Annotated in this window: 11 protein-coding genes; 8 read left to right on the top strand and 3 right to left on the bottom strand. The window is 61.5% G+C overall.

The window, feature by feature from the left end; translation table 11 throughout:
* Nucleotides 1-3 precede the first annotated feature (3 nt).
* The 5 genes from aroE (at nucleotide 4) to L0U79_RS02150 (ending at nucleotide 4,034) form a co-directional block, all read left to right on the top strand.
* Nucleotides 4-840 carry a shikimate dehydrogenase gene (gene aroE / locus L0U79_RS02170; RefSeq protein WP_233840251.1) on the top strand — a complete coding sequence of 279 codons (837 nt, stop codon included), beginning with the start codon at nucleotides 4-6 and terminating at the stop codon, nucleotides 838-840.
* On the top strand, nucleotides 837-1,106 hold the full coding sequence (locus L0U79_RS02165) for a YkgJ family cysteine cluster protein (protein WP_233840250.1): 270 nt from the start codon (nucleotides 837-839) through the stop codon (nucleotides 1,104-1,106). Before aroE ends, L0U79_RS02165 begins: the two co-directional genes overlap by 4 nt.
* Before the next feature lie 100 nt (nucleotides 1,107-1,206).
* A complete protein-coding gene (locus L0U79_RS02160) occupies nucleotides 1,207-2,976 on the top strand; it encodes a peptide-N4-asparagine amidase (protein ID WP_233840249.1) in 1,770 nt (589 codons plus the stop codon).
* 102 nt (nucleotides 2,977-3,078) lie between these two features.
* Nucleotides 3,079-3,375: a hypothetical protein gene (locus L0U79_RS02155; RefSeq protein ID WP_233840248.1), complete on the top strand. Its 297-nt coding sequence runs from the start codon at nucleotides 3,079-3,081 to the stop codon at nucleotides 3,373-3,375.
* A gap of 146 nt (nucleotides 3,376-3,521) precedes the next feature.
* Nucleotides 3,522-4,034 carry a hypothetical protein gene (locus L0U79_RS02150; RefSeq protein ID WP_233840247.1) on the top strand — a complete coding sequence of 171 codons (513 nt, stop codon included), beginning with the start codon at nucleotides 3,522-3,524 and terminating at the stop codon, nucleotides 4,032-4,034.
* Nucleotides 4,035-4,075: 41 nt separating this feature from the next.
* On the opposite strand, the gene L0U79_RS02145 is transcribed toward L0U79_RS02150, so the two are convergent.
* Together L0U79_RS02145 and L0U79_RS02140 are read right to left on the bottom strand one after the other, a co-directional pair.
* Entirely contained in the window at nucleotides 4,076-4,609 is a 534-nt protein-coding gene (locus tag L0U79_RS02145; protein ID WP_233840246.1) for a gamma carbonic anhydrase family protein, read from the bottom strand.
* A gap of 9 nt (nucleotides 4,610-4,618) precedes the next feature.
* Nucleotides 4,619-6,439: a patatin-like phospholipase family protein gene (locus L0U79_RS02140; RefSeq protein WP_233840245.1), complete on the bottom strand. Its 1,821-nt coding sequence runs from the start codon at nucleotides 6,437-6,439 to the stop codon at nucleotides 4,619-4,621.
* A 58-nt stretch (nucleotides 6,440-6,497) separates the two neighbouring features.
* On the opposite strand from L0U79_RS02140, the gene L0U79_RS02135 reads away from it, so the two are divergent.
* Both L0U79_RS02135 and L0U79_RS02130 read left to right on the top strand, forming a co-directional pair.
* Entirely contained in the window at nucleotides 6,498-8,555 is a 2,058-nt protein-coding gene (locus L0U79_RS02135; RefSeq protein ID WP_233840244.1) for a M3 family metallopeptidase, read from the top strand.
* Between the two features lie 202 nt (nucleotides 8,556-8,757).
* A complete protein-coding gene (locus tag L0U79_RS02130; protein ID WP_233840243.1) occupies nucleotides 8,758-9,642 on the top strand; it encodes a 2OG-Fe(II) oxygenase in 885 nt (294 codons plus the stop codon).
* 54 nt (nucleotides 9,643-9,696) lie between these two features.
* Here the strand turns inward: L0U79_RS02130 and L0U79_RS02125 are convergent, their stop codons facing one another.
* Nucleotides 9,697-10,713 carry a class 1 fructose-bisphosphatase gene (locus L0U79_RS02125; protein WP_233840242.1) on the bottom strand — a complete coding sequence of 339 codons (1,017 nt, stop codon included), beginning with the start codon at nucleotides 10,711-10,713 and terminating at the stop codon, nucleotides 9,697-9,699.
* A gap of 149 nt (nucleotides 10,714-10,862) precedes the next feature.
* On the opposite strand from L0U79_RS02125, the gene L0U79_RS02120 reads away from it, so the two are divergent.
* Complete coding sequence (locus tag L0U79_RS02120) at nucleotides 10,863-11,483, top strand: DJ-1/PfpI family protein (RefSeq protein WP_233840241.1); 621 nt, start codon at nucleotides 10,863-10,865, stop codon at nucleotides 11,481-11,483.
* Nucleotides 11,484-11,491: the final 8 nt, after the last annotated feature.

The following is an 11,491-nucleotide window of genomic DNA, read 5'->3' as shown; positions in this document are numbered from 1 at the left end:
CGCATGTCACGTCCCTTGCAGTTCGCCGTCTTCGGCCATCCGATCGCGCACAGTCTGTCGCCGCACATTCATCGCGCGTTCGCGCAGCAGTTTGGTATCGATTTGGCCTATCGCACTATCGACGCCGAGCCGTTGGCCTTCGCCGATGCGGTGAAGCACTTCTTTGGCGAGGGCGAAGGTCGCGGCGCAAACGTTACGTTGCCGCACAAAGCGGCCGCGTTCGCATTAGCCGACGAACGCACGCAAGCCGCGACGCGCGCGGGCACGGCCAATGTGCTGACGCGTTTGCCGGATGGACGTCTATCCGCCCATAACACCGACGGCGCTGCCTTGGTGCGCGACCTGACCGATCGCCACGATCTCGATCTGCGCGGCCACGATGCGTTGCTGCTCGGCGCAGGCGGCGCGGCGCGCGCGGTGGCATGGTCGTTATTCGAAGCGGGCGTGCAGACGCTCACCATCGTCAATCGTTCACCCGACGCGGCCGACGCGCTGGCCGATGCGATCGGCGAACCGTCGCGCGTGCATACGCGCTATTGGGAAGATCTAAGTAACATTGGCAGCTTCGACCTGATCGTCAACGCCACCTCGGCCGGCACCTTGGGCCAATCGTTCACGTTACCGTTTACGCTGGCCGCGTCGCGCGCGGTTTGCTACGACCTCGGCTACGGCAAGGCGGCGATCAGTTTTCTCGCGTGGGCGCGCACCGCGGGTGCACGTTATGTCTACGACGGCTTGGGCATGCTGGTGGAACAGGCAGCCGATGCATTCCAGTTATGGCATGGCAAGCGACCCGAGACGGAGCCGGTGTATCAATCGTTGCGCACGCAGAGTCCGTGAACGCGACGCTGCACTGCCGAATGGGGTGCGGCGCGTGCTGCATTGCGCCATCGATCACTTCGCCGATTCCCGGCATGCCGCACGGCAAGCCGGCCGGCGTGCGCTGCGTGCAATTGACCGATGACAATCGCTGCGCGCTATTCGGCGATCCGCGCCGTCCCGCGGTATGCGCAAACCTGCGACCCGAGCCGGCGATGTGCGGGCCGGATAGAGCACATGCACTGCGTTGGTTGCAGGAGCTGGAAGCCGTCACGAGCAGCGCGTGATGGCGGCCACCGAAACGCACTCCAATTTGGCTTGTTTAAATATAAATCGAGTTAGCCTCAGTGAACGGGGGAGTCGCTTATTGCCGGGGAGGGTTGTGCAATGCTTTCCATGGGGTGTTTCCGTCAGTGCCTGGTTGCGGCCGGGCTTTCGCTAGTACTCGCCGGTGTCGCGCAAGCGGCGCCAAATAACAGTCCGGTCGGTTCGGGCAACGTCACCGTCGCCGATCCCACGGTGCCGCGTCCGCCGGGACAGCCGTGCGTGGTGCAGCTTTTCACCGGTGACACGTTCAACGATTACAGTCCGAGACCTTTCAGCTACGCGCCGCCCACGGGTTGCGGAACGCGCTGGTCCAAGGTCGTGCTGGAAGGCGATTTCTCAATCACGGCGGGCGTGCAGTACGACCGCACCGCGACCATCTTCCTGGATGGCGTAAATCTCTATTTCGGCACCACGCAGGAACCCACCTCGACCGAGGGCCGCAGCTGGCATATCGAACGCGATCTCACCGACTACAGCGCGTTGTTCCGTAATACGGGGCAAGGCCAGGTATTTATCGGCAACATCGTCAACAGCACCTACACCGGCGTACTGCATGGCAATGCGCGGTTGTTGTTCTATCCCGCCTCGGGAGCGGCGCCCGCCTCGCGTGCGCCGGATGCGGTCTATCCGCTCGGCAGCGATCCGGTCGGCAGCACCGTTGCGTTGAACACCTCCAGCGATCAGCTGGCGGCGACGCTGACCTTGCCGACCAATGTGGAACGTGCGTATCTGGATGTGTTTACGCAGAGCCAGAGCAATGACGAATTCTGGTACACCTGCGTGCCGGATCAGTACGCAGCGGAAACACAAGAATGCGGCGGCGGCAATTTCCGCGAAGCGGAAGTGAGCATCGATGGCCAGCCGGCCGGTGTCGCGCCGGTGTATCCGTGGATCTATACGGGCGGCGTCGACCTTTTCATCTGGAAGCCCACGCCGGGTGTGCAGACGCTCAATTTCATGCCATATCGCGTCGACCTGACACCGTTCGCCGGCGTGCTCAGCAACGGTTCGCCGCATACGGTCGCCGTGAGTGTGCAGGGTGCCAATAGCTACTTCTCGGCAACCGCGAGCCTGCTGGTGTATCAGGACGCCGGCTCCAGCCAAGTGAGCGGTGCGTTGGTGAGCAATACCTTGGCGAATCAGCCGCCCACGCCAACTATCGGCAGCACGCTGAGCCAGGATTCTTCGGGCAACGTCACAGGCGATATCACCACCGATCTGAGTCGTCACTTCAAGATCGCCGGTTACGTGAATACCTCGCACGGCCGTGTCGACACCACGGTGGATCAAACCGTCAGCTTCGCCGATACGCAAACGTTCGACATCACCGCCAGCGACTATCGCCAGATCAGCGATCAGCTCACCAAGGTGGAAGCTGTCAGCCGTAGCACGATCGGCAAGTTCGTCAGCGGCGAATTCACCTCGCGCTTCCGTTATCCGCTGCATGTGGACGTCAACGAGGCCTTCCTGTCGGATGGCGACATTTCCATCCTCACCTCGATCAAGCAGGGTTACGACCAGCACACGGGCTTGGGCCTCGGCGGCTTCCCGCTGTATTCGGCCGATGTGCATAACGACGTGGCGGGCTCGGACACACTGCTGATCAACAGCAGCTTCCAGATCGCCGGCCACAGCGGTCAGCAAACCACGCAAAACTTTGCGTTCAACGATTCGCTTGGCGGCTGCTACAGCGGCAGCGTGAGCTCGGCGAACAATCTGGTCACGGCCTACAGCACCGGACAAGGTTGCCCGGGCGGGCGTAACCGGGTGTACTGGTTCTCGCACCCGGATGGCTCGCCGTATCAGGGCGACAGCGTGCTTCCCTGGTAATTGCGCAGGAACCGCGTACCCCCTCAGATGGTCTGAGGGGGTACCGGCATGCTAATTTTGTCGGTAAATGACCGAGCGCCATGCTCCATGGAGTCCTTACCGATGCGTAACCGTTTGCTTGCTCTTTCCGTTCTTGGCGTCGCCGTCGCGTTAGCCGGTTGTCATCACGGCACACGTCCGGACGGCACGCGGATCGACAAGAAAGGCGTGACGGACATGGCCGGCTTCGAAAACTTCATCGCCACGCATCCGACGGCGGACGACTTCAAGAAGTTGTACCCGGGCGTGCAACTGATGTTGCCGGGCACGATCAGCACGATGGAAATCCGTTTCGACAACTCGCGCTTCTTCCCCAACCTGGACGGCAGCGGCCACATCATCGGCGGCGATTTCCACTAAGCGCGGCGCTCATCCGAAGTCAGGCTGTCATATTCGACAGCCTGAGTCATTTTGCTGACATGTTGCCCGGCTACGCTGATGCGATCAGGGGCATCGATTCGCTTGCGTGGATTGATGTTTGTTCCAGGATCAGAGTGTGAGCCAACATGTCTTCATCCACGCCCACCGCACCGAATAGGCGCGGTTTGCTTTTTGCCGTGTTGGCCGTCGTGCTGGTGATTGTTGCCGGCGGTTTCTGGTTCGCGCACGCATCGATCAGCGCCAAACCGGCAGAAGGTCACACGGCCAACGACGGCAGCGAAGTCGGCGTCATGATGGACCTGGCCGACAAGGCGTATCAGGAAAAACGCCTGGTCGCGCCGGTGGGCAGCAACGTCTATGAGTTCTACTTCAGCGTGCTGCAGCTGGATCCGAACAACGCGGTCGCGCAACAGCGTTTGCGCGATGCGTTCAAACCGGCCTGCGACGTCGTCGAAAGCACCATCAACGGCGGCGATCTGGACGAGGCGCAGCGCGAGCTCTCGCTGATGCGCCAGTACGACGCGCACAACTACAAACTCGCCCTGCTCGGCAGCGTGCTCGATGCGCAGCGCGTGATTGAGCGACGCAAGCACGAAGCCGAAGCGGCGCGCATTCAAGCTCAGCAGGGCAATCAGTAACGACGTAGGTTGGGGTGCAAACCCCAACCCAGGGCGTTTCGCTATCTAGCCAGATACACGTCTTTCAGCCGCACATAGTGATCGGCCGAATAGTGCAGCTGCTCGATCTGCTTGTCCGTCAGCAGACGGATGCGTTGCGCAGGATTGCCAAGCCACAATTCGCGTTCGCCGACCACTTTGCCCGGCGGTACCAGACTGCCTGCGCCGACAAAGCCGTATTTCTTGACGACCGCGCCGTCCAGCACGGTGGCATGCATACCGATCAGGCAGTAGTCCTCGATCGTGCACGCGTGAATCACCGCGGCGTGGCCGACGGTGACGCCTTCGCCGATTAGCGTGGGAAAACCGCCCGGCGAATACGGGCCGTCGTGCGTGACGTGCACGATCGCGCCGTCCTGCACATTGCTGCGCGCGCCGACGCGAATGTAGTGCACGTCGCCGCGCAAGACCGCGCCAGGCCAGATGGAAACATCGTCGCCCAGCACCACGTCGCCGATCACGGTGGCCGCAGGGTCGACATAGGCGCGAGCGCCAAGCGTGGGCAGAATGCCCTTGAAGGGTCGTACGGAATTCATCCGCGTAGTTTAGCCTTCCAGCGGAAGCTTCGCTTTCTTTCCTGAATCCGGCTCGCCGTGCTGTTGCGCTTCCAGCACGCGCAGCGTTTCCTGATAACCGGAATCCACCGCCAGTTGCCAATCGCGCCAATCGAGCATGCTCACGTGCTCCAGCGGCGGCGTGATCAACAAATCGGCGCGATCGCGGCAGTGCTCGGCGGTTTCCTCGCTGTTGACCATCGCCGCGCGCGTCAAGGTGGACACCAACCCGGGCCAGCCAGTGCCGCGCCGCTGGCGCAACCACAACCGCCACCACGGCGGCGTGGCGAATTCTTCGGTCTGCGCGCGCAATTCGATATCCGCGCGAATACTTACGGCGGTGATATGCGCGATGCCGTCGTCGGCCATCACGTCGGTCGGCAAATTATCGACTAGTGCGCCGTCGACATAAACCTGCCCGTGATGCAACACCGGCGGCAGAATACCGGGAATCGAACTGGTCGCGCGCAGCCACAACCATAACGGTCCGTGCCGATGCACCACCTTGCCCTGACCCGAGAGATTGGTCGACACGCAAAAAAACGGACGCTCCAAGTCTTCGATATCGATGGCGCCGTATGCACGCCGCAGCATGATCGCCGCGCGTCGTCCGCGCGTCAGCGCTACCAGTGGAATCGTCCAGTCCGACAAGGGTTTTCCGAGCACAAATGCATCGTGGTACACGCGCATCATGTCCTCGATGCTCCACATGTTCGCGACACCCGCGCCGATGATCGCGCCGATGCTGGTGCCACCGATGGCGTCGAACTCGTGACCGGCCTCGCGCAACGCGCGCAGCGCGCCCAGATGCGCAAGACCGCGCGCACCGCCACCCGCCAACACCAATCCGCGCGCATGGCCGCTGATCAAACGCGCAATGCGCGGAATATCAGCTTCGCCGCAAATATGGTGATGCTGCAGCTCGCCACTGAACTGCGCGCGCCAACGCCGCGCCGCACCCGGTAAGACGCGATGCGCGGGGTGAATCAATAACAGATGGCGAGGACGATGTCGCACGCGCGCCGGGTGCCCCGGCGCCGCCTCAGGCCACGGTCGCGCCGCTTGCGCCGCCAGCGTGGGCAGCAACAATACGTCGGCTTGGCGCAGGCAGCGCAAACGCCAGGACGCATCGCCCGTGCTGTCCAGATAAATCACAAAGCGTGCTTGCGCTTCGCGTTCGGCGAACCAGTCGCTGCCGCGATTGGCGCCGTGCTCGGCGTCGATCACCACGCAGCTTCCGTAAGTTTCCAGCGCTTGCGCAAGCTGCATCGCCAAGCCGCGCACCGGCACATTTTCATCCACGGGAAGAATCGCGAAGGTGCGCGGTTTATCTGGCGGTTCCACATGACGCTCGCGACGCAGCAAGCGATCCACCGCTTGGCGCGCCGATTCCAGCATGGCGCGCGGATGATGCTCGATCAGCAGTTCGAAATGGTGACGATCCAGCCGCAGCAATTCGCAGTCGCGCAGCGCGCGCACGCCGTAACGCAGTGGCTCGCCGGTCAGCAGGCTGATCTCGCCCACGCAATCGTCCGCCGAGACCTGACGGATCAAATCCGTCGCGCCGTCGAACACGCCCAGACTGCCGCTGCGCAGCAAATACAGCGCTTCGGCCACTTCGCCGGCGCGGAACAGGTACTGGCCGCCAGGCAGGCATACCCAGCGCAGATGATCGACCAACGCCGCGCGCTGCGCGGCGCTGAGATGCGAGAAAAATGGGATCCGACCGATCAGGGCGGGGACGTCGGTAGGTAGCATGCGCACGATGGTACGACGAGCCAGATGACACGGTGTGCATTCCACCATCACCATGTGCCGCTTGATTTCGGTTCATGCCGCCAGCACGCTGCGGGTAATAAAGGAGTGACTTATGAATGATGCCAACCCCCTCTTGACCGACGCCCCGCTGCCCGCTTTCTCGCAGATCCAGCCCGATCACGTCTCGCCTGCCGTTGACGAACTCTTGGCCGAAGGGCGTGCCGGCATCGCAGAACTGACCGCGCCGGGGGCACCGCGCGACTTCAACGCCGTGATGCTGCCGCAAGAGCGCTTTGAGCAGCGCATTTCGCACGCCTGGTCGCCGGTGTCGCATCTGCATTCGGTGGCCGACAGCGAAGCGTTGCGCAAGGTCTACGGTCCGGCCGAAGAAAAGCTCACCGATTACTCGATCGAAGTGGGGCAGAACCGCGAGCTTTACGCGGCTGTGCAAGCCGTCGCCGATGCGCCGGATTTCGCCAAGCTGTCCCGTGCTCAGCGCGCGCTGGTGGAACATGCGCTGCGCGATTTCAAACTCTCTGGCGTGGCGCTGGAAGAACCTGCGCGTTCGCGCTTCCGCGATATCGGCGTGGAGCTGAGCAAGCTTTCCACGGAATTTTCCAACGCCGTGCTGGACGCCACCGACGCATGGCACGAACACATCACCGACGAACGCGATCTTGCCGGCATTCCCGAATCGGGTCGCGCCGTGCTGCGCCAATACGCCAAGGATCAGAAATTCGACGGCTATCTGGTCACGCTCAAGCAACCCAGCGTGCAAGCGGTGATGACGTACGCGGACAACCGCGGTTTGCGCGAACGCGTGTACTGGGCTTATCAAACGCGCGCATCCGATCAAGGGCCGGATGCGGGCAAGTTCGACAATACGGCACGCATCGAAAAAATCATCGCCTTGCGTCATGAAGCGGCACAATTGCTCGGCTTCGCCAACGCGGCGGAAGAATCGCTGGCGACGAAGATGGCCGGTAAAACCGATGAAGTGCTGACGTTCCTCCGCGATTTGGCCGCGCGCGCGAAACCGGTCGCGCAAAAGGAACTGGCCACGTTGCGCGATTTCGCATCCAGCGAATTGAAACTCGACAATCTCGAATCGTGGGATGTCGCGTACGCAGCGGAAAAACTGCGACAAAAGCAGTACGCGCTGGATGAAGAACAACTCAAGCCCTACTTTCCGCTGCCAGCCGTGATCGACGGTTTGTTCGGTCTGGTACATCGTCTTTACGGCATCACCTTGAAGCCGCGCGACGGCGTGGATGTGTGGCATCAGGATGTTCGTTATTACGATGTGGTGAATGCCGATGGGCACATCTTCGCGGGCGCATATATCGATCTGTACGCGCGCAGCGGCAAGCGCGGTGGTGCGTGGATGGATGTTTGCCGCGCACGCTTCGACGACGGCCTGCATCTGCAATTGCCGGTGGCATTTCTCACGTGCAATTTCGCGCCGCCGACCGAAGGACGTCCCGCACTGCTTACGCACGACGACGTGCTGACGCTGTTCCACGAATTCGGGCACGGATTCCATCACCTGTTGACGGAAGTGCCGCTGCCGTCCGTGGGCGGCATCGATGGCGTGGAATGGGATGCGGTGGAATTGCCCAGCCAGTTTATGGAGAACTTCGGCTGGAATCGCGAAGCCTTGGATCTTTTCGCCAAGCATTGGGAAACGGGCCAGCGCCTGCCCGACGAACTGTTCGAACGCATGCTGGCCGCGCGGCATTTTCACGCTGGCTTGTTCCTCGTGCGCCAACTTGAATTCGGTTTGTTCGATTTCCTTTTGCACCTGCAATTCGATCCGGCCAAAGGCGCGCGCACGCTGGAAGTCTTGGAAGAAGCGCGCCGCGAAGTGGCCGTGCTGCATCCGCCCGCTTGGCAGCGGTTTCCCAATGCGTTCACGCATATCTTCGCGGGCGGCTACGCAGCGGGTTACTACAGTTATTTGTGGGCGGAATTGCTGAGCGCCGATGCGTTCGGTGCGTTCGAAGAACACGCGGGCAAAGGCCAAAGCGTGATCGATGCGGCGACGGGCGATCGTTTCCGTCGCGAAATCCTGGCCGTAGGCGCAAGCCGCCCGGCGCTCGAAAGCTTTGTCGCCTTCCGCGGGCGCAAGCCGGAGCCGGACGCCATGCTTCGCAGTCACGGCCTAGCCTGACGCTGCGTTTCCTCCTCCCCTCGGGGAGGAGGAGCTCGTCAAGGCCTACAGCATGACGAGTCGTGGTCCCCTGACAGCCGCTTAAGCCTGCCCTCCCGCCAAGCCACAAACAGGTTCACAATCGCCTTTACGCAGCGCTGCCAGTATCGGCGGCGTGAATGAGCGAACGAACCGACAGCGCTATGGATGTCAGGAGTCTGCGATGAACGCGATTACGCAACTGTCGCCGGAATGGCATAACTGGATTCAGGAAAACCTGACGCGCGGATGCGCACCGCAGCAGTTGATCGACGATATGGTGCGCAACCACTTCGATCCCGTTTTCGCACGCGCCGCCGTCAACGGCATCATGAGCGGTCCCTTCGCGTCGCCCGCGCAACCGCAAATTCAAACGCATACCAAACCGGACACGGGCTACGTGTACGAAAAGCCGCGGATGCATTCCGGCAATCTCATACGTACCTTTGATCGCGACGTGCGCATCGTCACCCGTGTCGAGCGTCCCATGATCGCCGTGCTCGACGGCGTGCTAAGCATCGAAGAGTGCGACGAACTGATCCGCCGCTCGATGGACAAAATGCATCGCTCCACCACCGTCGATCCGCTGACCGGCAAACACGAAGTGATCGCCGACCGCAGCAGCGAAGGCACCTTCTTCGCGCTCAACGCCGATCCCTTTATCGCGCGTCTGGATCGACGCATTGCCGAAGTGATGAACTGGCCCGTCGACCACGGCGAAGGCCTGCAGATACTGCATTACGGAATCGGCGGCGAATACAAACCGCACTTCGACTACTTCCCGCCAGAAGACCCCGGCAGCCAGGTGCAAATGACCATCGGCGGCCAACGCGTCTCCACCATGGTGATGTACTTGAACGACGTGGAAGAAGGCGGCACCACCATCTTCCCCGAAATCGGTTTGGAAGTGATCCCGAAAAAAGGTTCGGCCGTCTATTTCGAATACACCAACAGCCAGAATCAAATCGACAAACTCACCCTGCACGGCGGCTCGCCGGTGACGCGTGGGGAGAAATGGATCGTTACGAAGTGGATGCGACAGCAACCATACGGAGCGCGCTCGCAATAATGCGGTTGAGATAAAAAGCGAGAAGCGCAGTTGCGCTTCCCGCCGAATCACGCGTTAGCTCTGCGCACTATCCGCTTGAAGGTGGTAATGCGTCGCCACCTCGATTTCCTTCTTCGAACCAAGAAACACCGGCACGCGTTGATGCAAGCCTGACGGCTGCACATCGAGAATACGCTCGCGACCCGTCGTCGCCGCGCCGCCGGCTTGTTCGATGATGAAGGCCATCGGATTGGCTTCGTACATCAGGCGCAGCTTGCCGCCTTTGCTTTTGATCTTTGCATCCAGCGGATAGAAGAACACGCCGCCGCGGGTGATGATGCGGTGGACGTCGGCCACCATCGAGGCGACCCAGCGCATATTGAAGTCCCGGCCGCGCGGGCCTTCCTGGCCGGCGAGCAGTTCGCCGATATAGCGCTGCATGGGTGGTTCCCAGTGGCGTTGGTTGGACATGTTGATGGCGAATTCGCCGGTTTCTTCAGGAATGCGAATGTCGCGGCGGCTGAGCGTGAAGCTGCCCACTTCGCGATCGAGTGTGAATTCGTGCGTGCCGTGGCCGAAGGTCAGCACGAACACCGTGGCGGGTCCGTACACGACGTAACCCGCGGCGAGCTGCGTAGTGCCCGGTTGCAGAAAGTGTTCGGCCCTGGCTTCGGTGACGCCATCCGGACAACGCAACACGGAGAAGATGGTGCCGACGGAAATATTCACGTCGATGTTGGAGCTGCCGTCCAGCGGATCGAACAACAGCAGGTGATTGCCCTTCGGATACATGTCCGGAATCGGCTGCGGATCTTCCATTTCCTCCGACGCGCACGCGGCGAGCTGACCGCCCCACGCGTTGGCTTCGAGCAGGATTTCGTTGGAGATCACATCCAGCTTCTTTTGCGCTTCGCCTTGAATGTTACCGGTACCGGCTTCGCCCAGTACGCCGCCGATGGCGCCTTTATTGGTGGCCACCGCAATGCGCTTGCACGCGCGCGCGACCACTTCGATCAGCAAGGAAAGCTCTGCGTTGATGCGGCCTGCGCGTCGTTCTTCGATCAGAAACTGGATCAGCGAAATGGGCTTCATGACAAATCTGCTGGCAAAGGGACTCCCATTGTCCCGGCTCCGCCTTACGTAAGCCAGTCGTCCGTCTGAACGGCCGCCGAGGCTACTGCTGACAACACGCTGGCAGTAGCAGGCGCGCAAGCTCTCATCATCGAAAAGGAGGAACGATCATGCGCGACACGGTTTATGTGCTGGTTTTCGAAGGATTTGCCGATTGGCAGGTCGCCCTGGCTTTGGCGGAAGTGCGCAGGCCCGGCGACTGGGAAATCCGCAGCGTCGGCTTCATGCGCGAACCGGTCATGTCGATGAGCGGGCTGCAGGTTCTGCCGGATATCGCGATGGATGAGCTTGATCTGGATGCCGTCGCCTTGCTGATTTTGCCGGGTGGTCATGTGTGGTTGGCGACACAAACGGAACAGATCGCCATGTTGGCGCACCGCGTGCACAGTGCCGGCGCGCCGGTGGCGGCTATCGACGAAGGCGTGATGGCGGTAGCGCGCGCCGGTCTGCTCGACCGTTGCCGCCACACCGGCAATTGGGCGGGACAGGTTGGTCGTGAAGTGGCGAATTACGCCGGACACGAGCAATACGACGCCAACGTGCTCGCCGTCAGCGACGGTGGCGTAATCACCGCCAGTCATCTGGGCAGCATCGAGTTCGCGCGCGAAATCATTCATACGCTGGATTTGTACAGCCGCAGCGACCGGGAACATTGGTATCGCCTGTTCAAACATGCCGTGCCGCCGCCGTGGTTCTCTAACGAACCGCTCGAAACCGTTCGTGCTGCGTGAGGATGAAT

The sequence above is a fragment of the Dyella sp. 2HG41-7 genome (assembly GCF_021390675.1).
Lineage (GTDB): Bacteria > Pseudomonadota > Gammaproteobacteria > Xanthomonadales > Rhodanobacteraceae > Dyella_B.
Note: the sequence above shows the minus strand (reverse complement) of the source record. Positions and strands in the feature narration are given on the sequence as shown.

Excerpts from the sequence above, each read along its gene's own strand:
- L0U79_RS02120 (WP_233840241.1), top strand. The coding sequence starts at position 10,863 with ATGCGCGACACGGTTTATGTGCTGGTTTTCGAAGGATTTGCCGATTGG.
- L0U79_RS02130 (WP_233840243.1), top strand. The coding sequence starts at position 8,758 with ATGAACGCGATTACGCAACTGTCGCCGGAATGGCATAACTGGATTCAG.
- L0U79_RS02135 (WP_233840244.1), top strand. The coding sequence starts at position 6,498 with ATGAATGATGCCAACCCCCTCTTGACCGACGCCCCGCTGCCCGCTTTC.
- L0U79_RS02145 (WP_233840246.1), bottom strand. The coding sequence starts at position 4,609 with ATGAATTCCGTACGACCCTTCAAGGGCATTCTGCCCACGCTTGGCGCT.
- aroE (WP_233840251.1), top strand. The coding sequence starts at position 4 with ATGTCACGTCCCTTGCAGTTCGCCGTCTTCGGCCATCCGATCGCGCAC.
- L0U79_RS02155 (WP_233840248.1), top strand. The coding sequence starts at position 3,079 with ATGCGTAACCGTTTGCTTGCTCTTTCCGTTCTTGGCGTCGCCGTCGCG.
- L0U79_RS02150 (WP_233840247.1), top strand. The coding sequence starts at position 3,522 with ATGTCTTCATCCACGCCCACCGCACCGAATAGGCGCGGTTTGCTTTTT.
- L0U79_RS02125 (WP_233840242.1), bottom strand. The coding sequence starts at position 10,713 with ATGAAGCCCATTTCGCTGATCCAGTTTCTGATCGAAGAACGACGCGCA.
- L0U79_RS02160 (WP_233840249.1), top strand. The coding sequence starts at position 1,207 with ATGCTTTCCATGGGGTGTTTCCGTCAGTGCCTGGTTGCGGCCGGGCTT.
- L0U79_RS02140 (WP_233840245.1), bottom strand. The coding sequence starts at position 6,439 with ATGGTGATGGTGGAATGCACACCGTGTCATCTGGCTCGTCGTACCATC.